Origin of the sequence: Paraburkholderia guartelaensis (genome assembly GCF_004353905.1) — a bacterium.
Taxonomy (GTDB): domain Bacteria; phylum Pseudomonadota; class Gammaproteobacteria; order Burkholderiales; family Burkholderiaceae; genus Paraburkholderia; species Paraburkholderia guartelaensis.
Window position 1 is genome coordinate 27079 of sequence record NZ_SMOD01000043.1, and the last position, 24307, is coordinate 51385.

The following is a 24307-nucleotide window of genomic DNA, read 5'->3' on the forward strand; positions in this document are numbered from 1 at the left end:
CTTATGGATAGCGCACGTTGTGAACGCCCGGGCGCGCCGGCGGATAGAGCAGGGCGCGCCAGTCGGGCAGGGTGTTCAGATGCGCTTGAACATCGTGGCGAAATGCACGATCGGTCAGACGCGAGCGAAAGCGTGCTGGGAAGCTCTTGCGCGCGGGCAGCTTGCTGTCCAGCCACGGCGCGATGTCGTCGTAAGTCGCGGCGTGCGAGGGCGGCGCAATGTGTGCGGGCCTGGCGACGGCGAGCGGCTGCAAGGCGTCGCGAAACGCGACCGGCATGTTCTTGACGAAAGCGTTGGTGGGGCGTGCCGATATTTGCACATGGCCAGTGCTGTCGAAGCTCGCGAAGCGGCCGTTTGATATCGACGTGGGCGGCTTTGCAGCGAAGGTCTGTGTGCCGGTTTCGCTGAATACGTTGACCGTTTGCGCGTTCTCGGGCGCTGCGATGATCGCTGCCGCGCTCGCTCCAATATCGAGCGCTCCCGGTTCCATGTCCACGCGCACCTGGGCACAGGGCGCGCTTGCGCACGCGGCAGCCGCGATCTTCAGCCAGCCGCTGAGCAAGGCGACATGTCCGTCGGCCATGAGCATCGCGCGAGTCTGCGGACCAAGCGCGACGAGCGTGCCGTGCTCGTCCTGCAGATGCGCAACGCCATCGCGCGATTCGAGTAGGTCCCCGTCGCGCAGGGTGTCGCCCGTTGTTGCCGAGGTCACGCTCGCGCCGCGCACGACGCCGACGGGTGCATCGGTGCTCGCGAGCCGCCAGGCGGCCTGCGCGGGCGACGCGAGCGCCGCCGCGATGACGACGCCCGCTGCCCAGATGTGCAATCGATGAATCATGCCGAGCCATTGATCGAGGGTTCCTCAACACAACAGCCCGGCGGCGATATTATTCCGCGCCGGCCTTGGCGCTTATCCGTTATGCGGCGGTACGGCTTCCTGCGCCTCGCTGAATAGCGCGGCCGTATCGAGGTTGGAGATGCGCTTGCCGAGCGCGGCGAGATCGACATCGCCCGCCTGCCCGATGAGCGCGTAAGTCAGCTCGTTCTGCCGCCATGTGGTGACGCCCATCGAATCGACGGTGCGCGAGGCGACCGCTTCGTCCGGGCGCGCGTCCTTCATCACGCACAACGCGATGGGCGGCCCGCTGCGCGGCAGATAAACGATCTGCACGAGCGGCTTGTTGCGAAAGCGCAGGCGCTGCACCGACTTGAAGGTGAGCCCGGCGCTGCTCAGGTCGGGCACGCGCAGCGCGAGACGGTCGTCGCGGCGAATGTCTTCGACGACCCGGGCGGCGAGTGCGGGATCGTCCTGGCGGTACGCGACGGTTTCCCGCGTATAGAGCTTCTGGTAGCTGACGGCCGCCTTCACCCACGGCGACAGGTCCGATGCGCTCGCGAGCTGCGAGGAGCCGGAGCCCTGACCGCCAGCCCCGGACAGCGAGTCGAAGCGCACGAACTGGCCGGCCACGAACGCGCCTACCACGCAGGCTGCCGCGAGCCAGACCGGCACGCGGCGCAGGCGCGATTTCACGGGCGCGGAAGGTTGTTGTTCCGAGGCGGGCATTGCCGCATCGTTCGCGCTCGCCGAAGGCTGCGCGGGTTTCGCGGGTTCTGCGCTTTGCGCGGCTTGCGCGGTTTGCGCGCGTACCATTTCGTCGATGCCAAGGCGCAGCGATTCGGGCACGCGCGGCAGCGTTTGCTGGGCGAAGGCACCGGCGAAATCGACCTGAGAGGCGCGCAACAGCGTGACCTTCTTGCGCGCCTCGGCGGACTCGCGCAACTGCGCTTCGATGGCGGCGCGCTCGTCGGGCGACAGGCGGCCGTCCACATAGGCGAGTAACAGTGCGTCGTCGGCAATCATGCGAGTGAGTCCTTCTGCTGCGGAGCGGGCGGCGCCTTGGGCGCTGCACCGTTGAACATGGCGCCGACCGATTGCCGCGCTCGCGAGAGCCGGCTCATCACGGTGCCTATGGGTACCTTGAGCACGTCGGCGGCCTGCTGGTACGTCAAGCCTTCGACCGCGACGAGCAGCATCACCACGCGCTGGGCTTCGGGCAGGCGCTCGACCGCCTCGATGATCTGGCTGTGCATGAGTTGCGTTTCGGGGCCATTATCAACGGGATCTGGGAGATTTTCGAGGAAATCGTCATCCCATTCGAAGCTCGCGCGCTTGCGCACGCTGCGGGCTCGCAGTTCGTTGATCCATGTGGAATGCATGATGGAGTACATCCAGCTCAGGGGGGCCGTGTCGGGTTGGAGCTGATGTGCGCGCTCGAGCGCGCGCAGGCAGGCGCGCTGCACGAGATCTTCGGCATCGTGCTGGTCCCCGGACAGGCGCAGCGCAAACGCCCACAGCCGCGGAATCATGGCGGGAAGCATGCCCGGTAAGTCTGTACCGCTCATCGAAGGTTTTTCTCCACGATCCCCGTTCAATCCGGACTGGCGCGCGCTTCGCGGTCGTGTTCGACCGTCTGCCAGGGGGCGCACGGCTCGAGCCATTTTGGTGAACTTGAAACCAAACGCCTGGCCGGCGCGCTTTATTCCATGCTTTCGTTTGGGTTGCGCTCGCGGCGGCCTTCATCGGCCTTTCAGGGCCGCGAGCGCTTCTTCGCTCGTGCGCCGGTCGAACGACACCGCGTAAGCGGCGGCCCGTGCGGCGAGCAGCGGGTCATCAGAGGGCGCAATGCCCGCCGGCAGCACCGTCGGGTCGAAATTGATATCGCGGCAGGGGCCGTCGATCTGCGACTGCGCATGCTCGATCACGATCGTACCCGCATCGACGCGATGCTGCTCGCGTTCGGCGGGCCAGGCGCGTGTGGCGTCGTCCACCGGGTCGCCCGCATCCGCGGGCGTCAGCATGAGGTGCCAGCGCACTGGACCCGATTTCAATTGCACTTCCAGGTCGTGCGCGAGAAAGTCGGGGTCTTTCGCGTGCGGATTCTCGGTGTCCAGCGGCGCGTAAGACGCATCGGGCACGACACTCCAGCGCACGAACCGCATGTTGCCGCTTGCGTTGGTGAAGCGAAACGCATCGATGCTGTAGTAGCGCGCATTGTAGAACGCGGAAGCCGGCGGGTGTGCTGCGAGCCAGTCGCGCAGCGCGTTGGTTTCGGGGTGGTTCGCAAAGAACGCGTCGAGTCTGGCGGCGTCGGGGCGGCCCGTGCGCCTGTCGCGCTGCATTGCCTCTTGCAGTTCGTAGACCGCTTGCGGCGTGCGCACCGCGAATACGGGTGCGGAATTCATGCCGGTGCGCCATTGCTCGCCGTTGCGCATCGCGAAAAGCAACGCAAAGCTGCGCACGGTCGTGTCCGCGTCGTCTTCAGCGGGATTGCCGCCGGGCGCGGAGAAGCGGCCAATCAACGGCGTGCGGCCGCGCTCGAATACGCTCGCGCGAGAAAGCGCCGTGCCGTTGCCGTTGCTGTCGAAATAGCCGCTCACGCAGATGCCTTTAGCATGGTTGCGGCGAAATCCGGGATGCTTGCCGGCGCTGCGTTCGAATGCGTCGATGAGCCGGTTGGGCGTGAGCGCGGCCTGGCCGGGCCAGTGTATCCAGCCCGCGGCCCATGCGAACGCCGCGGCAGAGGCCGCGAGCGTGAGCGCGATGAATGCGTATCTGACAAGAAGTTGCGAAAACGAAAGACGGTACATAAATCGGCGCAGGGGCCTCGCGCAGCTGTCGATGAATTGACAGGCCCTCTAAGAATCTCGTGCGTTGCCGTCGAGCGGCGAGGCAAACATGGTAATCCGCTTGCCGCTTTTCAGTGTGTACTGAATCTCGAACGTATACCTGCGTATAAGGTCGCCATCCCAAAGCGTCTATCGGTCTATGCGTGGGAAGAATACCGGCCAGCAGTAATTCTCCTTAAGCTTCTGTCATCCGAAATCAGTGGACCCAATAGACAAGACGTTCCGGCTTCGGGCGACAGGGCACGCGTGACATGCACGCTCATCCAGAACATGGGAGTTAGCCGTGGTGAGATTGGACTCGTGGAGGTCGACATACGCGGGAGGCGCACTCGATGGTGGCGGCGCTGGCGAGAGCATGCGCCTCGCGCAGCCCCGTGGCGCCGGTGAAACCGACAATGAAACAGAGGCTCCGGACGATGATGTAACCGCCGTAGCGCAAGACTGTCCGCGCAATCCGTGGGCGCACGTGGTCTCGGGCCTGCTTGCCTCGCCGGCTTCGAGGACGAGCGTTTCGCGCCGCGCGCCGGCTGTGCGCACGCGAAGCGATTTGCGGGCCGCGGATCACAGCACCTACGCAAGCTGCACGGTGACGATAGAAGAGCGCCTCGCCAATTCGTCCTTCACGCTCTCGTGGAGCGACCCGACGCGCTGCAGTTACCGCGAGCAGGTCTGGAAGCGCGCAATCGCCAGAAGGTCGGGCATCTGTGTGCTGTCGGGGCAGCCCATCAAGCGGGGCGATGCGGTTTTCCGGCCGCTGGCGCGGCGCTACAAGGTCCCTTTGAATTCGGGGGCGATGATATTGGCCGTGTCGCTGGATGCGTGGGACGCCCGCCTGGCCGACCCCGAATAGCAGGAATAGCCACGTATGGCGCCGCAAAGACACTCAATTGCGGCGCTTAAACTCATTATCTGGGATTTCCCGATCCCTTTCGGCTTCTCCCGCCAAACGCTCGGGCCGCATCGACGCGGCCAGACTCCCCAATACCAAAGTACTAGAGCCTTGCAAGAACGCGCGATGTAAGCTTCAGGGGCGCGGCGTTGCAAGGCTTGCGCAATCTATGCGCGGCCCGCCTGCGGCCGGCGCCAGGACGGGTGAGTCAGGCATTGGCGTCCCAGTGGTATTGGGCGGCGTCTGTGATGGTTCAATTCGCACAACGTAACACTGCAGAACGCTATCGTAGATGCTCAACACCGTGACCGCCTGGTCGGCTGCCCCCTGCGCCAGTACCCCTGCCGGCGTCGTCTATATCGTGGATGACGACGATTCGGTGCGCAGCGCACTAGCGAGCCTGCTGCGCTCGATCGACCTGGACGTCCACGCCTTTCACTCCGCCGAAGCGTTCCTCGCGGCGCCGAAGAGCCCGGGGCCGTCGTGTCTCGTGCTCGACGTCCGTTTGCGCGGTCAAAGCGGCCTGGCGCTGCAGAAGTCACTTCGAACGCAGGAACGCTCGGCTATGCCGGTCGTCTTCATGACGGGCTACGGCGACATCGCCATGACGGTCGAGGCGATGAAGGCGGGCGCAATCGACTTCCTCACCAAGCCCTTTCGCGATCAGGACATGATCGACGCCGTGGTTGCCGCGCTGCAGCGCGACGCACAACGTCTCGAAGCGGACAGCTCGCTCGTGCAGGCGCGCGAGCGCTGGGACGTACTGACGCCGCGCGAGCGGGAGGTGCTGGTCCACGTCGCGGCGGGGCTGATGAACAAGCAGATCGCGTCGAGAATGTGCATTGCGGAGGTCACGGTCAAGATCCACCGGGGTCAGGCCATGCGAAAAATGAACGTGCGCTCCGTTGCCGAACTGGTGCGCAAAATCGTTGCGCTCGGTGTCGAGCCATCGGGGCTGAGTTAATACCAGGGTTTAGATTTCCCCAATCTTTTGAATACGATCATCACCCCATGATCTAGCGTTTGTTTCGCGCCTTTGCGGTTATCTTTTGCACTCCCTCATGAAATAACCCAATTGGAGAGAGTGCAATGGAAACGCGTGACGTCTACGAGACGATCAAGACCATGGGCATCGAGTTGCCGCAGGTCAGTTCCCCGGCCGCGGCCTACACCATGAGCGTTCGCAGCGGCGGCACGGTCTATCTGGCGGGCCATCTTCCGCGCGATGCCGGCGCGATCGTGACCGGCAAGCTGGGCGCCACGCTGAGCACCGAAGAGGGCCGCGAGGCCGCGCGCAAGATCGCTGTCGATCTACTCGCAACACTGCACGCGAAAGTCGGCAATCTCAATCTTGTCAAGCAGATCGTGAAGCTCACGAGCTTCGTCAATTCGGCGGCGGGATTTTCCGAGCAGCATCTCGTGACGAACGGCGCTTCGGAATTGCTCGCCAAGGTGTTTGGCGAGGCGGGCGTGCACGCGCGCTCGGCGGTGGGCGTCGCGGAGTTGCCGCTCAATGCCTGCGTCGAGATCGAATTGATCGTCGAAATCGCCGACTGAGCAGTCAGTCCATTGCGAAGGCGATGCTGCGCTGGGCAGCGTGGCATCGATCCGATGCGTTCGCAACGAAATCACGCGCCTTTACAAAAGCAAAGCGCGGTTGCGACACCTGTTTTCGCATGCAATAATCGCAAAATTCTCTGGTCAGACCGGACAACTCACGGAAAACGCACCTGAGTGCGGGCATTGGCGCATGTCTGAAGCTCTGACGCCTGCTCACGATTATCAGAAAAATGATGGGATTGGCCCTTGATGCCGGCATCGTGCTGGATGCGTTGTCCGTTGTTGCGTGGACTGCGCTGCCTGACGGCCGGGTCGACTTCGTCAACCGAAAATGGTCCGAATATACGGGCCTTGGCCTCGCAGCGTCATCCGGTTCGCAGTGGCAGGAAGCGGTAAGCCGCGACGACCTGCCGGAATTGCTCGAGCGTCGCTGCGCCATCCTCGCTTCCGGGGAACCCGGGCGAATCACGGCGCGTCTGCGTCGTTGCGACGGTCAGCAGCGCTGGTTCGACATTCAACTCAACCCGATTCGCGACGCCGCCGGCCAAATCGTTCGCTGGTGCGGGACGTGCAACGATATCGACGACTTGCGGCGCGCCGAAGATGCGCTCGATCGGCGAGCTCTCGACCTGCAATTGATCGTCGATAGCATTCCCGTGCCTGTCACGGTGACCTCGCCGACGGGCGAAGTCGAAGGTCAAAACCAGCTCACGCTCGATTATTTCGGCAAGTCGTTCGAGGAACTCAAGGCCTGGCGCAGCCACGAAATCGTTCATCCCGACGATCTCGACGCGGCGATCGCAGCGCAGGAAGCCTCGCTTGCAAGCGGCAAAACGTACAACGTCGAGAGCCGCCATCGTCGCGCAGACGGCGTGTACCGCTGGGTCAACGTGCGCGGATTTCCGCTGCGCGATGGCGCCGGCAGCATTCTGCGCTGGTTTCTCCTGTGCATCGATATCGAAGACAGGAAGCGAGCCGAACTCACGCTCGCGGAGAGCGAGCGCCACCTCAACGAGACCATTAACGCGCTACCCGCGCTCGTTTGGTCGGCGCGCCCGGACGGCACCGGCGAGTTTTATAACCAGTTCTACCTCGATTATCTCGGGCGAACGCTCTCGCAGGTGCAGGACCACGAGTGGACCAAGGCGGTTCATCCCGATGATCTTCCGGGGCTCATGGCCGCATGGACCGATATTATGGCGAGCCGCATGCCGGGTGCCGCGGAAGCGCGCATGCAGCGCTACGACGGCCACTACCGATGGTTTCTGTTTCGCACGAGTCCATTGCGGGACCAGGATGGAAACGTCGTCAAATGGTATGGCGTCAATATCGATATCGACGATCGCAAGCGCGCGGAGGAAGAACTGCGGCGCAGCGAGGCGTTCCTCGCCGAAGGTCAGGCGCTGGCCAGAATGGGCAACTTTTCATGGGATGCCGATACGGATGAGATCGCCTGGTCGGAGCAGATTTACCACATCTTCGATTTCGAACCGGGCACGCCCGTTACGCTGGAACGTATCGCCGGGCGCGCTCACCCGGAAGATCTCGGCTTCGTCGCACAGTTCATCGAGCAGGGGCGGCGCGGCGAAAGCGATATCGAATGCCAGCACCGGCTATTGATGCCGGACCAGAGCGTCAAGCATCTGCATTTGATCGCGCACCGCACGACGGACCGCCCCGGCCGCAAGGAATATAGCGGCACCGCGCTCGACATCAGCCAGCGCCGCAGTTCGGAAGAGGCGCTCGACAAGGCGCGCGCGGAGCTTTCGCATGTCGCGAGGGTAATGAGCCTTGGCGCGTTGACGGCTTCGATTGCCCATGAGGTCAACCAGCCGCTTGCGGGTATCGTGACCAACGCGAGCACCTGCCTGCGCATGCTGGCGGCCGTGCCTCCCAATATCGAAGGCGCGCAGGAAACGGCGCGGCGCACGATCCGCGACGGCAACCGCGCCGCCGACGTCATCACGCGACTGCGCGCGCTCTTCACGAGGCGCAGCGCCACGATCGAACCGGTCGATCTCGGCCACACCGCGCGGGACATCATTGCCCTCATGCAGAGCGACCTCGACCGCGCACGCGTGGTCGTGCGCATGGAGTTCGCGGACGGCCTGCCTTTTGCGGGCTGCGACCGCGTACAGGTGCAGCAGGTCATCATGAATTTGCTGCGCAATGCTGCGGAAGCCATGAGTTCGGTGGACGACCGGCCCCGGCGCGTGACGCTGACAACCGAAGCCGGGTCGGACGAAACGGTCCGCTTCGTCGTGCGTGACTCGGGAATCGGCTTTGACCCGCAAGATGCGGAGCGGCTTTTCGATGCCTTTTATACGACGAGGCAAGACGGCATGGGCATTGGTCTTGCCATTAGCCGGTCGATCATCGAAAGCCTGAACGGGCGCCTTTGGGCAGAGATTCCGGTGGATGGTCCCGGCGCGATCTTCTCGTTCTCGCTTCCCGTGTACGGCGCGTAAATGAGGCGCACGCGCCCCTCGCACGGCGCGTATACATACCTCCGTATGATGGACGAGTGCGACGGCATCGGGCATCGTGCGGTGTTTGCTCCGATGGCGTCTGGCGCCTTTGCGGGTATCGGCGACGGATATTAGCGAGGCATGCCATGCAAAGACCTGGCGAAACTCAACGACAGATGGCCGCGAACGTCTCGCATGCGCTTCCTGTCGTGTACGTGGTGGACGACGACGTGTCCGTGCGCGAATCGCTCGAATTGCTGATTCGCAGCGCGGGATGGCAGCCGCAGGTGTTTGGCGCCGCGCACTCATTTCTCGCTCACCCTCGCGTTTGCGGGCCAAGCTGCCTGTTGCTCGATGTTTCGCTGCCGGATCTGCACGGTCTGGATTTGCAGCGGCAAATCGTGGCCGACCGTGCGGACATGCCGATCATTTTCATTACGGGCTATCCCGACGTACCCGTGACGGTGCGAGCCATGAAAGCCGGCGCCATTGAATTCTTCACCAAGCCGTTCGACGGCGAAGCGCTGCTGGACGCGATTCGCGACGGCATCGAGCGCAGCCGCGCGACAATCGACGAGGAGAGCGAAAACCGCGTGCTCCAGGCTCGCTATGCCGCGCTCACGCCTCGCGAGCGGGAAGTGATGACGCTCGTGGTGTGCGGTTTGCTCAACAAGCAGGTGGCGGCAGAACTCGGCATCAGCGAGATCACAGTCAAGGGGCACCGTGGCAGGCTGATGGAGAAAATGGAGGCGGGTTCGTTGCCGGAACTCGTGATCATGGCCTCGAAGGTTTGCCCGCAGGCTCAGGCTGCGTGGCAGCCAGGCGGGGTGCTTGCGAGGGGCCGGCGGTCGGCGGCCGACGCTTCACAGCGGCTTTGACGCGGGGCGTGGCGGGTTTCTGCCGCCCTGCGGACAGATTATTTATTCGAGTGATACCAAGGTATCGTAGTTTCGCCAACCGGCTTCGTGCATTCTCAGCGAGCGGGGTAGCGGTCTCAACGAGACTTGATTGCGGGCAATCATGCTGGTAACGTTGGTCGATGATGACGAAGCAGTGCGGGAGTCGCTTCCAGATCTGGTAAGAGTGTTCGGATATGCCGCGAGCGTGTTCTCATCTGCAGAGGCTTTTCTCGCGTCCGAAGTTGTCGATCAAACCCAATGTCTGGTCCTCGACATCAACATGCCCGGTATGGGCGGCCTGGGGCTCTTTCGCGAGTTGAAGCGTCTTGGCAAGAATGTGCCGGTCGTTTTCATTACCGCTCACAAAGACGCAGCGGTTCGCGACCGCCTGATCGCGCAGGGCGCGTGCGATTGCCTGTTCAAGCCCTTTAGCGATACTGCACTTCTCGCGGCGCTCAAGACGGCGCTCGGCGAGAACTGAACGCGTTTCAGTGCTTCGGGGCGATAAAGAGGAATAACGTGCCTCAAAGTAGAGCAGGTGGAGCAGGTCAGGGCGTCATGCCGTCGAACGGTTCGCAAGCCGAGCCCATTGTGTTCGTCATCGACGACGACATTTCCATTCGCGAATCGCTGGAACTATTGCTGCGCAGCGCAGGGCTGCCCGCGCACATATTCGCTTGCGCCGAAGATTTTCTCGCTCACCCGCGCGTTTTCGCGCCCAGCTGTCTGGTTCTGGACGTATCGCTGCCGCAAGTCACTGGTCTGGAACTGCAGCAGCGCATCGCCGCCGAGCGGCCCGACATGCCGATCATCTTCATCACAGGGCACGGAGACGTGCCCATGACGGTAAAAGCCATGAAGGCCGGCGCGGTCGAATTCCTGACCAAACCGTTCAACGACGAGACTTTGCTTCAGGCCATTCGCGACGCCATCGAGCGAAGCCGCGAAGCCCTCGACAGCCACATGGAACTGCGCGCGCTTCACGACAGCTATACGACGCTCACGCCGCGCGAGCGCGAAGTCATGGCGCTGGTGGTTTCGGGTTTGCTCAACAAGCAGATAGGCGGCGAACTCGGTATCAGCGAGATTACCGTGAAGATGCACCGCGGCAAGGTCATGCAAAAGATGAACGCGGATTCGCTGCCGGAACTCGTCAATATGGCGGCAAGACTCCGCTTGCCGGCGCAGCGCGATCGCAAGCGCTAGTCATGCATCGCGCAGAATATACCTGCGTATAGTGCGCTAAACCGATGTCGGTATAGGGCCGTTTCTGCCGCGATGGTAAAACCCACATGAATCTTCACTTGACTTCGATTGTCAGGAGAATAGGGATCATGTCGGAACAGATCAACGAACGTCGTCGGCGTATTCTGGGAACGGGCCTCGCGGGCGCTGCGCTCGTGGGTACGGGCTTGAGCGAACTGGCACGCGCGCAGTCTGCGCCAGCGGCCGCATTCGGCGAGACTCATCAGGTTCAAGCCAATGGCTTGAGCATCGGCTACGTCGATGCCGGGCCGAAGAACGGGCCGCCCGTCGTGCTGCTTCATGGCTGGCCCTACGATATCTATGCCTTCGCCGAGGTCACGCCGATACTGGTGGCGGCGGGGCATCGCGTGCTCGTGCCGTATTTACGCGGCTATGGCTCGACGCGCTTCCTCTCAGCCGATACGCCGCGCAACGGGCAGCAAGCCGTTGTCGCCGTCGATATCGTCGCGTTCATGGACGCACTGAAGATCAAGCAGGCGGTGATCGGCGGGTTCGATTGGGGCGCGCGCACGGCCAATATCGTCGCGGCGCTGTGGCCAGAACGCTGCAAGGCGCTCGTTTCCGTGAGTGGTTATCTGATCGGCAGCCAGGCCGCCAACGCGAAGCCGCTGCCGCCGCAGGCCGAGCTGGCCTGGTGGTATCAGTTCTATTTCTCCACGGCGCGCGGCGTGGCGGGCTACGAGCAGAACCGCCACGATTTCAACAAGCTGATCTGGCGCCTCGCTTCGCCGCAATGGCATTTCGACGATCCCACTTACGATCGCACGGCGGCTTCCTTCGAGAATCCCGATCATGTCGCGGTGGTGATCCGCAACTATCGGTGGCGGCTGGGTCTCGCGCAAGGCGAGGCGAAATACGACGACATCGAAAAGAAGCTGGCACTGTCGCCCACGATCTCGGTGCCCACCATCACGATGGAGGGGGACGCCAACGGCGCGCCGCATCCGCAGCCGGCGGCTTACGCCGGGAAGTTCACGGGCAAATACCAGCATCGCGACATCAGCGGCGGGATTGGCCACAATCTGCCGCAAGAAGCGCCCAAGGCGTTTGCGGATGCCATGCTGCAGGTTCAGCATCTGTAGAGACCGTTGAAGGCTATTTACAATCTGCGTCTGCATCACTACCCTGGGTTGAGAAGTGCGCGCGTGGCGTGGCTGCTCAATGAACTCGAGCAGCCGAAGATCTCGAAGCGATCCGCGGCAAATTCAACGGATGATTCATGTTAATGACTAAGGCTCGTCGATCCGCTCTCGCTGCGGCGCTGGCGGTTTGCTCGCTTGGATGCCCATACGCGCAGGCGCAAACGCAAACGACCAAACCCGTGAAGTTTTCGAAAGCCGATCTCGGCGGCGCCGTATTCAACCGCAAGGACGCACAGAAGTCGGTCGAAGGTGGAACGCAGATGACCGACGTGGTCGGCTTTACGTCGCCGGACAAGGCCTATCAAACCGGTGTCTTCAAGTCGGGGCCGTCACACGAGGTCATCAAAGGACCGCAAGGGCTCGCATACACCGAGTTTCTGTATTTTCTTTCGGGCGGCGTGAAGCTCACATCGTCGGACGGCTCGGTGCTGAATGTTGGCACTGGCGAAGCCGTGACGCTTCCGAAGGGATGGACGGGCCAATTCGACACAGAGGGCTATACGAAGCTATACGTGACGTATAGCCCCGACGACGCGAAGCAATAAGACCCTGCACGCGGCAATGGCGCGTCGGAATCAACGCGTGTACACGCGCAAGGACGTCACGCCGCGCAGATTGTTGCGCCGATGCCAGGCCAGCCCGTCCAGATCCACAGGGCGGATTGCGGGGAAGCGGGCAAGCAGGGACCGCATCGCGACATCCAGTTCGAGTGCGGCGAGCCGCGCGCCCAGGCAATAGTGAATGCCCGCGCCGAACGCGACCGAAGGCGTGCTCGCGTTGCGCGCGAAGTCCAACGTGTCGGGCGAGGGGAATGCGGAAGGATCGCGGTTGGCCGATCCGATCAGCATGAACACCAGGGAGCCGCGCGCGAGCGAGACCTCTCCAGGCGAAATGTCTTCGAGCGCCGTACGGACCAGCATTTGCACCGCACCGTCGTAACGCATGCACTCCGCGATCGCCTGCGGCAACAGTTTCGGGTCCTGCTTCAACGCCTCCATCTGCTGCGGATGGCGAAAGAGCGCGATCATCATGTTGCCGATCATGTTCGAAGTCGTTTCGTGGCCGGCAATGAACAGCAGCACGGCATTCGATACGACTTCTTCGTCGGTGAGCCGCACACCTTCATCTTCCACGCTGAGCATGGCGGAAATCAGATCGTCGCCGGGCTGTGCGCGGCGCTGCTCGATTACGCCGTGAAAGTAGCGCTCGAGCGTGAGCGCGGCTTCGTCGGCTGCGTGCAAGCCGTTTTGGTCGAGCGGCGCAAGATCGAATGCCGCGACGAGCTGGCTCGCCGCGCCGCCCAGGGCGGTCGCGTCAGCAACGGGGACATCGAGCAGCCGGCAGATGATCCGCACCGGCAAGGGGAACGCGTAGTCGCTGACCAGATCGAACTCGGCGCGCGAGCCCACGGATTCGAGCAGTTCATGCGTCGTCGCCTCGACAATCGACGTCAGCTTCTCGATGCCGCGCGCGTTGAACGTCTTCATCAGCAAGGCTCGCAGCCGCGTATGCGCAGGCGGATTCATCATCAGCAAGGTCCGGCTCAGCGACTGGAAAACCGGTTGCGCGGTCGCCGCCTCGCCATAGCGCGCGGCCACGCTTTGCAGATAGGTCTTGCCCATGCGCGGGTCGCGCAGCAAGGCGTCGATGATCTCGAAGCGCCCCGTCACGAACGCTTTGGGCCCCACCGGCAAAATCGCCCCTGCTGCACGAATCTTTTCGTAGAAGGGGTAAGGATTGGCGAAGAAGGCGGGCGAGGAGAAGTCGGAAAATTGCATGGGCGTGCGAGACAGTTAGGCGTGAGCGACAGGTTTCGCTTACAGCACCTTGACGAGTGTGTGGAGCGTGCGGTCGGCAGGCGTCGCGATGCCTGCGATGATACCGCGCCGCACGATCGCGGGCACTATGCTGCGAAAACTGGAAGCCGTTCGTGTCTACCCCAACCGCGTGCTCACGCGCGGCCAACTCAACAACCTCACACAGGGGCGTCAGGCCGATCTACTGGACCGTTCGATCGACCTGCCGGCGAGCCGTATCAGCAGTGCTTGCACGTCGTGGCGCGGCTTCCATATCCGATGGGCACGCGCGGCGTTGATCAGGAGTGCGCGTAGATCGGCTCGAGACCGACGACGTCCTGCTGCGGAGCCGGCGTTTGCGCCGTTTCGTTGCGCGAACCCGATGCCGTCCCGCTGGCCGGTGCGCCGCCGTATGCCGCGTTTTGCTGAGCGTTGAGGCGCATCTGGGCGGCTTCGATATTCTTCGGGTATTGCGTGGTGTCGCTGGCCGGGTTGTAGCCCGCCTGTTGCAGCTGCACCAGCTCCGCGCGAACAGACGCCCGTGTGACCGGCGTGTCCGGCGATTGTGCGAAGGCGAGTGCGGGTGCGGCGACGAGAGCCGAGACGAAGAGGGCGCGAACGAGCTTCATGACTTTTCTCCACAAGGTCAGGTTTATCGGGGGAAATCCAGGCAGCGGTTTTGAATCGCCGTTGCATGAAGTCATTAGAACCCGCGCACGTATCGGGCTTGTTTCCAGAAACAGGCGGTTTGTAAGCCGTTGTTTCGTCTTGCGCGCTCGATACATTGGGCTACAAAAGTCCCGGACGCCGAAGCCGCGCCACGATGCCGTGGCCGCTAGAAACAGAGCGCTTCGCTTTCTACGCAGGCGCGGCTCGCCTGCACGGCTTCGCGCGCGTCGTGGTGAACCGTCACTGGCGTGGAAAGAATGTAGCCCTCGTTGCGCAGCGTCTTGATGTAACGGGCCGCGCGCGCCGTGTCGTTGAGCTTCTGCCTGAGCCGGCTCACCAGCAAATCGATCGACCGGTCGAACGGATCGGCATTGCGCCGCTGCGTGAGATTGAGCAACTGGTCGCGTGTCAATACGCGTTGCGCATGATCGAGAAACACGCGCAGCAAGCGATATTCTGCGCCGCTGAGCGTGACGACCGTGTCGTCGGATTCGAGCAGATGGCGCGCGGTGGTGTCGAGGCGCCACTCCCCGAAGCCAAGCACCGGTGTGTCGTCCACGGGCTGCAGGTCGGGCGGCAGCATGCGCGTGCGGCGTAGCACGGCCCGGATGCGGGCGAGCAGTTCGCGCGCCTGAAATGGCTTGGCCATATAGTCGTCGGCGCCCATTTCGAGCCCGACGATGCGGTCGGTGACATCGCAGCGCGCCGAAAGCATCACGACGGGCAGCGCGCGATGGCGACTCTCGCGCAACGCGCGGTAGAGTGCGAGCCCGTCTTCGCCGGGCAGAATCAGGTCGAGCAGAATGAGGTCGGGTGTATGCCTTCCCAGATACTCATGCATCTCCCTTCCGTTACACGCGGTCGTGACCTGCATGCCGTTTCGCTCGAGATAACCGGCAACCAGTTCGCGTATGCCGCGGTCGTCGTCGACAACCAGTATGTGATCGATTTTTTCCATGATCGTCATAAGCGGGACAGCGGCGCTTATTTGCCGCTGCCAGCAGCGTAATCGGAAGCCGGCGATCGGACCATGCCATTCTGGATTGAGGCGACAGATGATTAAGGATAGGGGGCCACATACCTTCGTATATCGATATTCCGGCCCTAACGAGAATATAGATGAATAAAGACGTTTATGCGCGACCTACGAAACATTACATAGTCGACAAACTCGAGATACATTGCCTGCCTTTAATGAGGGGCGACTTCCGGAAACGATCGTCAGCGTGAAGGCCACGCGTTGCCGAATCGCCGCGTCCATTTGACTCTCCCTTATGAACAGGATGCCAGCAATGTCTTCAAACGATTTTTCCCCGACGCGACGCAGCCTGCTCGCCGCAACGGCGGCGGTTGGCGCGCTTGCGCTCTTTCCCAAAGCGATTTACGCCGACACGCAAACCGCGAAAATCCGTCCATTCAAGGCGAATATTCCGGAAGCCGCGCTGGTCGATTTGCGGCGGCGTCTCGCGAATACGCGGTGGCCCGGAAAGGAAACCGTGGCCGACGAATCTCAAGGCGTTCGCCTCGCGCGCATGCAACAACTCGTCCAGTATTGGGGCAGCGATTATGACTGGCGCAAAGGCGAGGCGAAACTCAATGAATTTCCCATGTTCGTCACGGAAATAGACGGGCTGGATATTCAGTTCATTCATGTGCGCTCGCGCCACGAGAATGCGCTGCCGATGATCATGACGCACGGTTGGCCCGGCTCGATTCTCGAACTGACCAAGGCCATCAAACCGCTGACCGATCCCACCGCCTTTGGCGGGAGCGCCGACGACGCCTTCCATGTGGTCGTGCCGTCCTTGCCGGGTTTCGGCTTTTCGGGCAAGCCGACGACGCCGGGCTGGGGCTCCGATCATATCGCGCGGGCGTGGGGCGAACTGATGGCGCGCCTTGGCTACACACGCTTCGTTTCCCAAGGCGGGGATTGCGGCTCGGTCGTCTCGCACCGCATGGCCATGCAGCACGTAAAGGGCTTGATCGGCATTCACGTGAACATGCCGGCAACCGTGCCGCCGGATATTGCGCGGCTGCTGGCGCTGGGCGAGCCCGCGCCCGCGAACCTCTCGCCGGACGAGAAACGCGCGTACGAAAAGCTGAATGTTTTCTATCGCGACAACTGCGGCTATTCGGCGATGATGGTGACGCGCCCTCAGACAGTGGGCTACGCCCTGGCCGATTCGCCGGTGGGCCAGGCGGCCTGGATGTACGACAAAATCTCCCAATGGACCTATAGCGGCGGCGTGCCCGAGCGCTCGCTGACTCGCGACGAAATACTCGACGATATTTCGCTCTACTGGCTTACCGACAGCGCAACGTCGTCGGCCCAGATTTACTGGGAGGATCACTCGAACAACTTCAACGCGGTGGATATCAGCTTGCCGGCAGCTATTACCGTGTTTCCAGGCGAGATTTATCAGGCGCCGCGCAGTTGGGCCGAGCGTAGTTATCACAATCTCGTCTACTTCAACACGGTCGACAAGGGCGGCCACTTCGCGGCCTGGGAAGAACCGCTGCTGTTCGCGCAGGAGGTTCGCGCCGGATTCAGACCGATGCGCAAGCTCGCATAAAATTCGCCGTGTCCCGCACGCTGAACTTTTTCAGCGTGCGGGGCGCGAGACCTGCGGCTTTACCCATCCGTAGGCTTGAACATATACGTTCATATAATGGCGCCGTGCGTGTGGGGTGCCCTATTCTGGCGCTGCCGGGCAGGGCGCACTACAAAACAGATGTTTCCGGACAAGATACCGGCTGTCTGTCAAATGCGCGTTCCCCTGTGGTGCAAAGCGGCCCAGTAAGGCCCGGCCAGTACAGGAGAACGAATATGAACGCGCACGCTATCGACTCATCGAATACCTCTAACGCTTCCTTGCACACAAACGCCGGGCGCGCATCGCCGCCTGAAGGCGCGAGGCAGTCTTTCGAGGCGTGGTTGCGGCCTATATGGGTGCTGCTTGCGGCGGCCTGCGCCTACGCTTCATACGCAACGCATGACGTGCCGTGGGCGGTGCTTGCGCGCGCCGGCTTGCCCCTGGTGCTGCCCGCCATGCTCGTAGCGGCGCTCGCGGCATTGAAGTTCGTCGAACTGCACGCGTACGTCCAACGCATGGAGGCCATGGCCGAGCGCAGCCTCGGCGAAGGCGCTGACGCGGTCCTGCCAGAAGACATGGGGCCCGCTGCCATTGCGCGTCTCGCTCGCGCGTTCAATGTGTGTGTGCACCATCGCGCGCGGCGCCAGGCCGAACTGCTTCATGTGCTTGCCGCCTATGCGCACGATTTGCGCACGCCGCTCACGCGCATGGCAATGCGTTCCGAACTTGTCGAGGACGCGTCGGTGCGCGACGCGCTCGCCCGCGATCTTGCAGAGATGACCGAGCTGGTCGACGGCAGTCTTTCCTGCGCGCGCATGCAATGCAGCGCCCAGGAGCCCATGCGGTCCGTCGATGCGGACAGCTTGCTCGGCGCGCTGATTGACGACTATCGCGACGCCGGACGCACCGTCGAACTCGAGGGGCGAGTGGGCCGTCCCGTGGTGACGTGCCCGCATGCGCTGCGTCGCGTGCTGGTGAATCTCATCGATAACGCGCTGCGCTACGGCGTGGATGTCCGCTTGAGCGTAAGGGTCGAGGCGCAGCGTCTCGTGCTGGCCGTTCTTGATTCGGGGCCGGGAATCGCTCCGGCCCGCCTGGAAGCCGTCTTCGCCGCGTGGTACCGCGCGCCCGAAACGGCGGCATCGGCTTCGGGATCGGGTCTCGGGCTCGCCATTGCGCGACGCCTCACGCTCGCGATGCACGGCGAACTCGAACTCGAAAATCGGCGCACAGGCGGCCTGGAAGCGCGCCTCACGCTTCCGCTCGTGGCAACGTGAGGCTGGCAGGTCGAATCGTCGGTCCATCGACGCTGTGTTACGCATGACTAAGCAGATGCCAGCGTGACGGTCACGATGGTCGTTCCGCATAAACGCTCGGCGAGATCCGCATGAGCGGGACGCTCGCTCCACCACCGTGAGCGCCTCGCTCGCGCGCGGTGACCGAGCACGATGAGGTCGGGGTTGAACGTTTGCGCGTGGCGCGCCACGACATCGGCGATGCGCCCGTATTTTACGTAGCCGTTCGCGGCAATGCCGATATTGGCCAGTTGCATGACGGCATCGCTCAGCGTGTTGCGCGCGATTTCCTCGAGGTGGGTATAGGCAACGTCGGTAAGCAGACCGCCGGAGGTCGCGTTCACCGCTTCGGCATCGACAACGGCGACCACGTCGACGGCTGCGGAAAAGGCGAGCGAGAGCTGCGAGCAGCGTTGCAGAGCGGCCTGGGCCTCGCTCGTGCCGTCATACACGAGCAACATGCGGGAAAAGGAAGACATGATGTGCCGATAACGTAACGGAGCCGCTGGCGGCGCCTGACTGAACATGAAAGTCGGCCAGCACATTCGCCCCCGGAGGGCGAGTTGTCTGGCCGCGCAATCAGAACAGTCCGTTATCGGTGTTTATTCCCAACGGTGTACTGGGTCGCGTTACGCCGCGATGGCCCGTCGGAAAAATCATATTCCGCCATAGTTCGGAATACGGAATAACAACGAATTCATTAAGTCATTCAACCAGCGGCGCTGCCGTGCGGGGCAACCTGACCCACGGTTTCTTCTGCCTGTCCTTTGGCAATCTGTTTGCCGATTGCCAGCAGCTGATCGTCGTCGAGCGACGCAATCAACGCGTAGCTGAGGTTGGCGCGGCGCCACGTCAAAACGTTCATGCTCTCGACACGCTCATGTGTCATGTTTGCGTCCGGTTTTTCGTCCTTCATGACGCACAAGGCCACGGGCAATCCCGCTTTGGGCAGGTACACGATCTGCACGAGCGGCCGGTCGTGAAAACGCAGGCGCTGAATGCGCGTGAACGTGAGCCCCGCCGGGCGCAGGTCGGGCACGTGGATCGGTACGCCATCGACGCTGTGAATCTGCGCGATCACCTGCGAGGCCACTTCCGGCGTGAGTGCGTCGAAGGCTACGGTGTCGCGCGTGTAAAGCTGCTGATAGTTCACCGCCGCCGCGACCCACGGCGAGACTTTCGCGGCCGCAGCGTGCAATGCGCTGGCGCTTGCTCCGTGGTCGTTGCGAGCCCAATCTGTCGCGTAGCGCAACACCAGCGCGCAGCTTAGTGCGCCCGCCGCGAACGTCATCGCGAGGCCCGGCAGCGATAAGTTCAGAGGAAAGCGAAAAGGCAAGCGCGAAAAGAATCGCGAAAAGCCCGCAGGTTCAGCAGCGCTGCGTCGAGTGCTGGCCGAAGCCTCTGGCACCTCGGAATACGCGCGGCTGAGCTGGGCGATCGTGCGCGTGAGCCGCTCGGGAACGGGCGGCAGCTTCTGGTGCGCAAAAGCATGCCGATACCGTAGCGCCGAGGCCGCGTATAGCTCAACGCGTTCCGCAACCTCGGGCGACGCGCTGATCGTCTTCTCCACGTCCTCGCGCTCGCGCGGCGTGAGTTCGCCGTCGACATAAGCCATGAGCAGGATGTCATCCATAGTCATGCCCCAATTTCCTTGCTGTTCGCCGCGCCTTTCGCGCACTTTTCTTTTTTCGGGTCGTTGAACAGGGCGCCAATTGCCTGGCGTGCCCGCGAAAGCCGGCTCATGATCGTGCCGATCGGCACGTCCAGCACCTCAGCCGCTTCACTGTAGCTTAACCCTTCTACCGCAACGAGCAGCATGACAGTGCGCTGTGCCTCGGGTAATTGCTGAACGGCGCGGATGATTTGCCCGTTCATGGCCTGTTCTTCAGGCGTCGTTGCAGAGGGATCGGGAACGGTTTCCAGGAAACCGTCATCCCATTCCATGCCCGAACGGTTGCGCACGTTGCGGGCCCGCAGTTCGTTGAGCCACGTGGACTGAACGATGGAGAACATCCAGCTGAGTGGCGCCGTTCCGGGTTCGAGTTGATGCGCACGTTCGAGTGCGCGCACGCACGCGCGCTGCACGAGATCTTCGGCATCGTGCTGATCGCCCGAAATGCGCAGCGCGAATGCCCACAAGCGTGGAAGCATGGCGGGCAGCAGCGCGGACAATTCGGCGACAGTCATCGTCTCGGTAGATTTCATTTTTCGACGATAGGGTTAGACGGCAAAACCGTCGCCTTGACCAGAACACCTGGCAGGCGAAGAAAATTCCGTACGCGCCAACTATTTCCAGCTGTCTTCATCTTCAAGACGAGCCGGCCACGACGCGGGCAGGAGACACAACGAATTAAAACCAGAGAAGGTATCTGTCATATGTCTGGCGAATCGACTATTGAAAATCTTTGTATCAATGCCGGAAACCAGACAAATTGCGACACAAATCGTCGTACTGAATTGCGCATCCAAGATGGAATGCGCAGCGCTCCACAGGTGTTCTGGGTGAGGAAGCGATTGCGTTCAACGTTTCCCTCCCTTTCGAAGAACACGGAATTCAGATGCGAAATCAGCAAACGGATATCGAAAACAACCTGAAACAGGCGCCCGACCTGGTGCGGACGCTTGGCGCTACCGAACGATTGTTCTGGCTGCTCGACCGCAATCGCGCGATTCATTTCGCACTGGTCGCGCAAATCGACCGCGTATTCGCGCCCGACGCCTGGCACGCGGCGTTGCTTGCGCTCCAGAAGCGGCATCCCTTGCTCTCTGCGCGTATCGTCGCCGACGGTGAGGGGGTTCCCGCCTTTTATCGTGATCCCGACGCACGGATTCCCTTGCGCGTAGTGGAGCATGCGCGGGCGTCGTGGGAAGTCGAGGCGGCAAGGGAAATGAACATGCCGTTCGACTGGTCGACTGCACCGCTTGTGCGCGCAACCTTGTTGCAGGGCGAAAGCGGCTCGACCATCATCCTCGCCGCCCATCACTCGGTGCTGGACGGCATGGGCGGCGCCTATGTGATGGAGGACTTGCTGAGCGCGCTCGCGGGTGGCTCGCTCATGAGCCTGCCCCTCGTGCAGCCGCTCGAAAGCCTGCTGAGAGCGAAAATGGCCACAACCACCGTATCCGGCGCGATGGCGCCGGCGCCCGAACCCAAGATATTCCGCGCGGCTGCGGGCGCGCGCGCCGAGGTCGCCGCGCTGGCGCTCGGCGCGCAGCTCACGCGCGCCGTTGTGGAGCGCTCGCGCATCGAGCGCACGACGGTGCATGGCGCGGTCGCGGCGGCGGTTCATGAAGCGGGGCGGCGCTTGTCGCGGGTGTGGCGCGAGCGGCCCGTGCGTACTGTGTCGCCGATCGACGTGCGCCGAACCGTGGGCGGCATGGGCCAGGCCAACGGCGTGTACATCACGCAGACCGTGACAGTGGACGATCGTCCGCGCGGCGCGCCGTTCTGGCATGCGGCCCGCGAGGTCAAGGCATCGCTGGCGCCCGCGCAAACGCTCGCTGCGGTCGTGCAGGAAACGAAAGCGCTGGATGCGTTCATGTCGTCGAATCCGTCCGTTGAAGATACAGCGGGTTTTCTTTCGCACATGCTGGCGTTCGACGTGCTGCTCTCGAACCTGGGCCGCGAGCCGGTCGCTTCCACGTACGACGGCTTCGCACTAAAGGCGCTGTGGGGGCCGATCGTGAGTTCGGGGTTCGCGGACGACCAGGTCGTGGGCGTCTGTACACAAGGGGGCGTGCTCCGTCTTACGCAGGCGAGCTACACTGTCATGCCCGGACTGCTCGACGAAGTGAGCGCCGTGCTGAGCGAGGCCGTTGCCGTTTGATTCAACGACCAGGGTAATCCAGAAGTGCGCCGGCGTGGCCGGCGCACCCGATTACGGTGAAACCGCTTGCATCAGGGCGCTGCGTAGAGCGTCAGCTTGGTCGCGACCGACTGCACGCCCGGCACTTTCGATGCGACGTCCTGAGCGACCTGGTCCTGCGATTCGTCGAGAATCGTACCGGCCAGAATGATCTTGCCCGTACGCGTATTGGCGAACACGGCGATGTCCGTGTCGTTCAGGTCGCGGTTCTTGTAGAGGGCTTCGTGAACCTTCTTCGCCAACGCGTGGTTGGCGGCGCGGTCGGCATGCATTTGCGCGCGGATCTGCTGCTTGGTGAGCGCGGGCGTGTCGTCGGTCGTCGTGGTTTGTGCGAGGGCGGCGGAAGAGAGCAGCACGGCGAATACGGCCGTAAGCGCCTTGGAACGAAGCGTCATGGAATCACCTGTTGACGTTGAGAGAACGAGGAGTTGTCAATGCGGGTCTTGCCCGGTGGGAAGCATAGACCGCAGGTCGTCCTGGCTCTATCAGACGTTGGGTGGCTCTCACCCTATACGAATGTCAACGGTGTCCTATACCGCGGGATACGGCGATGACGATTTACGCGGCGGTAGCGGCTGCCGCGGCAACGGCGGCGGCGAGGTCCCTGGCCCGGACGGGCTTGATGAGGAATGCGCTTGCACCATTGTCCAGCGCCTGGCTCTCGAGTTCGGGCATGGGGTAGGCCGTGATGAAAATCGTGGGTATGCGAATACCGGCGCCAATCAGGCGCAAAAACATGTCGACGCCGGTCATGCCGGGCATCTGGACGTCCGAAATGATGCAGTGCGGATGGCGGGCGCCAGCGGCAGCCAGCAGATCCGTGCCGGATTCGAATGTCACGACATCGTAATCGAGTGAGCGTAGCAAGCTGGAGAGGCCGGAGCGGACCGAAGGGTCGTCGTCAACCACCCAGATGACTAGTGGCGTACACAATGAATATCTCCGGTGGCGTGCTGGAAGGCAAGATGGCTGTGATTCGTCGCGTGTACGCGGCCCAAGCTTACAGGAGACCTCCAGCCGCCGGAATCATACGGAGGTATAGATAGGGTTTGCCGCAATCCGTAGGTAAGATGCAAAGGGGATTTGAGGGTTCACCCACCGCACGACCTCTCGCACAGCAGACAACGTTCACAAAATAGTTGCGCAATCGCGCGTCTTGCGCGCGGCATTCCCTTTGGTTTGACGCCTGAAATCAGCAACCGGTGGAGTCTGGCATGTACCAAATCGAGAGCGATCGTGGCGAGCGCAGGTCCGTGTATTTCGAAAATATGATTGACGCAAACGTCAATACGTTCTGTTTTGACGCGGGCGACAGTTTCTACTTCGAAGCGGCACTGCCGCATCGGTATTTTTCCAAGGCCACCGAGGCAAAGGCTCTCATGATCGTTGCGAATCAGGACGCCAGGCGATGAGCGGCGGTGTAAATGGATCGATGTCGCCGTTCAGGTTTGATGCAATGAACCATGCGAACAGCGCGAATCGCGTGTGCGCGGAACCTGCTGCGTCGAAGGTTTTTGTCGTCGACGACGACGAAAAGCTCAGGGAAGGACTCAAGAGCCTGCTTGAATCGGTAGGGTTTCATGTCGAAACCTTCCCGTCGACGGCGCTATTTTGCCAGCGCGTGCAGGCCGACGTTCCGAGCTGTCTGATACTCGACGTGCGTTTGAAAGGCGAGAGCGGACTCGAGTTTCAGGAATGGGCGGCGGAAAATGAAATCGTCATGCCGATTGTCTTCATGAGCGGCTATGGCGATATCGAAATGTCGGTGCGCGCCATGAAGGGCGGCGCCATTAATTTTCTGACCAAGCCGTTTCGCGAGCAGGACATGATCGAGTCCGTGACCGAGGCGTTGCAGCGCGATGCGGCGCGTTTGCTGAAGCTGAATCAGTCGAGCACGCTCAGAGAGCAGTTTTCGACCTTGACGCCGCGCGAGCGCGATATCGCCATGCTCGTTGCGGCGGGATATATGAACAAGGCGGCCGCGAGCAAGCTGGAACTCAGCGAGATGACCGTGAAGATTTACCGCGCGAGAGCGATGAAGAAGCTCGCCGTGCGCACGACGGCGGAACTGGTGCGGAAAGTCCGGTCGCTGCAGATCGAAGGCGATGCCGGGGCGACGGACGATCCGCTTGCCCGCGATTGAAGAATCCGGCGGAAATAACGTGCATGGCTGCAT

The 24307-nt window shown here is 62.3% G+C and carries 26 protein-coding genes and 1 pseudogene; 15 read left to right on the forward strand and 12 right to left on the reverse strand.

The genetic code is table 11. From position 1 onward, the window contains the following. Position 1: 1 nt before the first annotated feature. From E1N52_RS35410 to E1N52_RS35425, 4 genes are all read right to left on the reverse strand, one after another. Positions 2-838, reverse strand: a complete 837-nt coding sequence (locus tag E1N52_RS35410) for a hypothetical protein (protein WP_133188593.1) — start codon at positions 836-838, stop codon at positions 2-4. 72 nt (positions 839-910) lie between these two features. Beyond that, the gene (locus E1N52_RS35415) at positions 911-1861 is read right to left on the reverse strand and encodes an anti-sigma factor (RefSeq protein ID WP_133188595.1); all 951 of its coding nucleotides are present in this window, start codon (positions 1859-1861) and stop codon (positions 911-913) included. Continuing rightward, complete coding sequence (locus E1N52_RS35420) at positions 1858-2403, reverse strand: RNA polymerase sigma factor (RefSeq protein WP_133188597.1); 546 nt, start codon at positions 2401-2403, stop codon at positions 1858-1860. Before E1N52_RS35420 ends, E1N52_RS35415 begins: the two co-directional genes overlap by 4 nt. Before the next feature lie 174 nt (positions 2404-2577). After that, positions 2578-3648 (reverse strand): catalase family peroxidase, encoded by a 1071-nt coding sequence (locus E1N52_RS35425; RefSeq protein WP_133188599.1) that lies wholly within the window; start codon positions 3646-3648, stop codon positions 2578-2580. A gap of 394 nt (positions 3649-4042) precedes the next feature. Here E1N52_RS35425 and E1N52_RS35430 point away from each other — a divergent pair, with 394 nt between their 5' ends. From E1N52_RS35430 to E1N52_RS35470, 9 genes are all read left to right on the forward strand, one after another. Next, a complete protein-coding gene (locus E1N52_RS35430) occupies positions 4043-4537 on the forward strand; it encodes a DUF3331 domain-containing protein (protein WP_133188601.1) in 495 nt (164 codons plus the stop codon). 331 nt (positions 4538-4868) lie between these two features. Next, positions 4869-5540 carry a response regulator transcription factor gene (locus E1N52_RS35435; RefSeq protein ID WP_133188603.1) on the forward strand — a complete coding sequence of 224 codons (672 nt, stop codon included), beginning with the start codon at positions 4869-4871 and terminating at the stop codon, positions 5538-5540. Between the two features lie 125 nt (positions 5541-5665). After that, a complete protein-coding gene (locus tag E1N52_RS35440; protein WP_133188605.1) occupies positions 5666-6133 on the forward strand; it encodes a RidA family protein in 468 nt (155 codons plus the stop codon). A gap of 233 nt (positions 6134-6366) precedes the next feature. Next, on the forward strand, positions 6367-8604 hold the full coding sequence (locus E1N52_RS35445) for a PAS domain-containing protein (RefSeq protein WP_133188607.1): 2238 nt from the start codon (positions 6367-6369) through the stop codon (positions 8602-8604). Between the two features lie 146 nt (positions 8605-8750). Next, positions 8751-9482, forward strand: a complete 732-nt coding sequence (locus tag E1N52_RS35450; protein ID WP_133188609.1) for a response regulator transcription factor — start codon at positions 8751-8753, stop codon at positions 9480-9482. Positions 9483-9624: 142 nt separating this feature from the next. Then, positions 9625-9984, forward strand: coding sequence for a response regulator transcription factor (locus E1N52_RS35455; RefSeq protein WP_133188651.1), 360 nt, complete (start codon positions 9625-9627; stop codon positions 9982-9984). A gap of 77 nt (positions 9985-10061) precedes the next feature. Next, on the forward strand, positions 10062-10709 hold the full coding sequence (locus E1N52_RS35460; RefSeq protein ID WP_133188611.1) for a response regulator transcription factor: 648 nt from the start codon (positions 10062-10064) through the stop codon (positions 10707-10709). 128 nt (positions 10710-10837) lie between these two features. Further along, positions 10838-11851 carry an alpha/beta fold hydrolase gene (locus E1N52_RS35465; RefSeq protein WP_133188613.1) on the forward strand — a complete coding sequence of 338 codons (1014 nt, stop codon included), beginning with the start codon at positions 10838-10840 and terminating at the stop codon, positions 11849-11851. Between the two features lie 239 nt (positions 11852-12090). Then, complete coding sequence (locus E1N52_RS35470) at positions 12091-12456, forward strand: cupin domain-containing protein (RefSeq protein ID WP_246089347.1); 366 nt, start codon at positions 12091-12093, stop codon at positions 12454-12456. 30 nt (positions 12457-12486) lie between these two features. Here E1N52_RS35470 and E1N52_RS35475 read toward each other — a convergent pair whose 3' ends face one another. Then, complete coding sequence (locus E1N52_RS35475) at positions 12487-13689, reverse strand: cytochrome P450 (protein WP_133188617.1); 1203 nt, start codon at positions 13687-13689, stop codon at positions 12487-12489. A gap of 160 nt (positions 13690-13849) precedes the next feature. On the opposite strand from E1N52_RS35475, the pseudogene E1N52_RS45035 reads away from it, so the two are divergent. Continuing rightward, a pseudogene (locus E1N52_RS45035) lies at positions 13850-13948 on the forward strand (DNA-binding response regulator); the annotation flags it as partial. A gap of 58 nt (positions 13949-14006) precedes the next feature. Here E1N52_RS45035 and E1N52_RS35485 read toward each other — a convergent pair. Together E1N52_RS35485 and E1N52_RS35490 are read right to left on the reverse strand one after the other, a co-directional pair. After that, positions 14007-14336 carry a DUF4148 domain-containing protein gene (locus E1N52_RS35485; RefSeq protein ID WP_133188619.1) on the reverse strand — a complete coding sequence of 110 codons (330 nt, stop codon included), beginning with the start codon at positions 14334-14336 and terminating at the stop codon, positions 14007-14009. Positions 14337-14542: 206 nt separating this feature from the next. After that, entirely contained in the window at positions 14543-15334 is a 792-nt protein-coding gene (locus tag E1N52_RS35490) for a response regulator (protein WP_133188621.1), read from the reverse strand. A gap of 334 nt (positions 15335-15668) precedes the next feature. On the opposite strand from E1N52_RS35490, the gene E1N52_RS35495 reads away from it, so the two are divergent. Then, positions 15669-16949 carry an epoxide hydrolase family protein gene (locus E1N52_RS35495; protein WP_133188623.1) on the forward strand — a complete coding sequence of 427 codons (1281 nt, stop codon included), beginning with the start codon at positions 15669-15671 and terminating at the stop codon, positions 16947-16949. A 254-nt stretch (positions 16950-17203) separates the two neighbouring features. Further along, the gene (locus E1N52_RS35500; RefSeq protein WP_133188625.1) at positions 17204-18247 is read left to right on the forward strand and encodes a sensor histidine kinase; all 1044 of its coding nucleotides are present in this window, start codon (positions 17204-17206) and stop codon (positions 18245-18247) included. 47 nt (positions 18248-18294) lie between these two features. Here E1N52_RS35500 and E1N52_RS35505 read toward each other — a convergent pair whose 3' ends face one another. The 3 genes from E1N52_RS35505 to E1N52_RS35515 all read right to left on the reverse strand — a co-directional run bounded on the left by E1N52_RS35505 (position 18295) and on the right by E1N52_RS35515 (position 20452). After that, positions 18295-18744: a universal stress protein gene (locus tag E1N52_RS35505; protein ID WP_246089348.1), complete on the reverse strand. Its 450-nt coding sequence runs from the start codon at positions 18742-18744 to the stop codon at positions 18295-18297. Between the two features lie 230 nt (positions 18745-18974). Then, positions 18975-19904 (reverse strand): anti-sigma factor family protein, encoded by a 930-nt coding sequence (locus E1N52_RS35510; protein WP_133188627.1) that lies wholly within the window; start codon positions 19902-19904, stop codon positions 18975-18977. Beyond that, positions 19901-20452 carry an RNA polymerase sigma factor gene (locus E1N52_RS35515; protein WP_133188655.1) on the reverse strand — a complete coding sequence of 184 codons (552 nt, stop codon included), beginning with the start codon at positions 20450-20452 and terminating at the stop codon, positions 19901-19903. Before E1N52_RS35515 ends, E1N52_RS35510 begins: the two co-directional genes overlap by 4 nt. A 371-nt stretch (positions 20453-20823) precedes the next feature. On the opposite strand from E1N52_RS35515, the gene E1N52_RS35520 reads away from it, so the two are divergent. Further along, positions 20824-22092: a condensation domain-containing protein gene (locus E1N52_RS35520; RefSeq protein WP_133188629.1), complete on the forward strand. Its 1269-nt coding sequence runs from the start codon at positions 20824-20826 to the stop codon at positions 22090-22092. A gap of 71 nt (positions 22093-22163) precedes the next feature. On the opposite strand, the gene E1N52_RS35525 is transcribed toward E1N52_RS35520, so the two are convergent. Then, on the reverse strand, positions 22164-22526 hold the full coding sequence (locus tag E1N52_RS35525; RefSeq protein ID WP_133188631.1) for a BON domain-containing protein: 363 nt from the start codon (positions 22524-22526) through the stop codon (positions 22164-22166). A gap of 163 nt (positions 22527-22689) precedes the next feature. Further along, the gene (locus tag E1N52_RS35530) at positions 22690-23064 is read right to left on the reverse strand and encodes a response regulator transcription factor (RefSeq protein WP_133188633.1); all 375 of its coding nucleotides are present in this window, start codon (positions 23062-23064) and stop codon (positions 22690-22692) included. A gap of 281 nt (positions 23065-23345) precedes the next feature. On the opposite strand from E1N52_RS35530, the gene E1N52_RS35535 reads away from it, so the two are divergent. Continuing rightward, entirely contained in the window at positions 23346-23543 is a 198-nt protein-coding gene (locus E1N52_RS35535; RefSeq protein WP_133188635.1) for a cupin domain-containing protein, read from the forward strand. A gap of 44 nt (positions 23544-23587) precedes the next feature. Beyond that, positions 23588-24274, forward strand: a complete 687-nt coding sequence (locus E1N52_RS35540) for a response regulator transcription factor (RefSeq protein ID WP_246089349.1) — start codon at positions 23588-23590, stop codon at positions 24272-24274. Positions 24275-24307: the final 33 nt, after the last annotated feature.

What these genes read in the sequence shown, in the direction of transcription:
- E1N52_RS35495 (WP_133188623.1), top strand. Translation starts at nt 15,669, where the DNA reads ATGTCTTCAAACGATTTTTCCCCGACGCGACGCAGCCTGCTCGCCGCA.
- E1N52_RS35420 (WP_133188597.1), bottom strand. Translation starts at nt 2,403, where the DNA reads ATGAGCGGTACAGACTTACCGGGCATGCTTCCCGCCATGATTCCGCGG.
- E1N52_RS35440 (WP_133188605.1), top strand. Translation starts at nt 5,666, where the DNA reads ATGGAAACGCGTGACGTCTACGAGACGATCAAGACCATGGGCATCGAG.
- E1N52_RS35410 (WP_133188593.1), bottom strand. Translation starts at nt 838, where the DNA reads ATGATTCATCGATTGCACATCTGGGCAGCGGGCGTCGTCATCGCGGCG.
- E1N52_RS35435 (WP_133188603.1), top strand. Translation starts at nt 4,869, where the DNA reads ATGCTCAACACCGTGACCGCCTGGTCGGCTGCCCCCTGCGCCAGTACC.
- E1N52_RS35485 (WP_133188619.1), bottom strand. Translation starts at nt 14,336, where the DNA reads ATGAAGCTCGTTCGCGCCCTCTTCGTCTCGGCTCTCGTCGCCGCACCC.
- E1N52_RS35500 (WP_133188625.1), top strand. Translation starts at nt 17,204, where the DNA reads ATGAACGCGCACGCTATCGACTCATCGAATACCTCTAACGCTTCCTTG.
- E1N52_RS35450 (WP_133188609.1), top strand. Translation starts at nt 8,751, where the DNA reads ATGCAAAGACCTGGCGAAACTCAACGACAGATGGCCGCGAACGTCTCG.
- E1N52_RS35455 (WP_133188651.1), top strand. Translation starts at nt 9,625, where the DNA reads ATGCTGGTAACGTTGGTCGATGATGACGAAGCAGTGCGGGAGTCGCTT.
- E1N52_RS35430 (WP_133188601.1), top strand. Translation starts at nt 4,043, where the DNA reads ATGCGCCTCGCGCAGCCCCGTGGCGCCGGTGAAACCGACAATGAAACA.
- E1N52_RS35415 (WP_133188595.1), bottom strand. Translation starts at nt 1,861, where the DNA reads ATGATTGCCGACGACGCACTGTTACTCGCCTATGTGGACGGCCGCCTG.
- E1N52_RS35525 (WP_133188631.1), bottom strand. Translation starts at nt 22,526, where the DNA reads ATGACGCTTCGTTCCAAGGCGCTTACGGCCGTATTCGCCGTGCTGCTC.
- E1N52_RS35490 (WP_133188621.1), bottom strand. Translation starts at nt 15,334, where the DNA reads ATGGAAAAAATCGATCACATACTGGTTGTCGACGACGACCGCGGCATA.
- E1N52_RS35445 (WP_133188607.1), top strand. Translation starts at nt 6,367, where the DNA reads ATGATGGGATTGGCCCTTGATGCCGGCATCGTGCTGGATGCGTTGTCC.
- E1N52_RS35515 (WP_133188655.1), bottom strand. Translation starts at nt 20,452, where the DNA reads ATGACTGTCGCCGAATTGTCCGCGCTGCTGCCCGCCATGCTTCCACGC.
- E1N52_RS35540 (WP_246089349.1), top strand. Translation starts at nt 23,588, where the DNA reads ATGAACCATGCGAACAGCGCGAATCGCGTGTGCGCGGAACCTGCTGCG.
- E1N52_RS35535 (WP_133188635.1), top strand. Translation starts at nt 23,346, where the DNA reads ATGTACCAAATCGAGAGCGATCGTGGCGAGCGCAGGTCCGTGTATTTC.
- E1N52_RS35505 (WP_246089348.1), bottom strand. Translation starts at nt 18,744, where the DNA reads ATGTCTTCCTTTTCCCGCATGTTGCTCGTGTATGACGGCACGAGCGAG.
- E1N52_RS35520 (WP_133188629.1), top strand. Translation starts at nt 20,824, where the DNA reads ATGCGAAATCAGCAAACGGATATCGAAAACAACCTGAAACAGGCGCCC.
- E1N52_RS35475 (WP_133188617.1), bottom strand. Translation starts at nt 13,689, where the DNA reads ATGCAATTTTCCGACTTCTCCTCGCCCGCCTTCTTCGCCAATCCTTAC.
- E1N52_RS35465 (WP_133188613.1), top strand. Translation starts at nt 10,838, where the DNA reads ATGTCGGAACAGATCAACGAACGTCGTCGGCGTATTCTGGGAACGGGC.
- E1N52_RS35510 (WP_133188627.1), bottom strand. Translation starts at nt 19,904, where the DNA reads ATGACTATGGATGACATCCTGCTCATGGCTTATGTCGACGGCGAACTC.
- E1N52_RS35460 (WP_133188611.1), top strand. Translation starts at nt 10,062, where the DNA reads ATGCCGTCGAACGGTTCGCAAGCCGAGCCCATTGTGTTCGTCATCGAC.
- E1N52_RS35425 (WP_133188599.1), bottom strand. Translation starts at nt 3,648, where the DNA reads ATGTACCGTCTTTCGTTTTCGCAACTTCTTGTCAGATACGCATTCATC.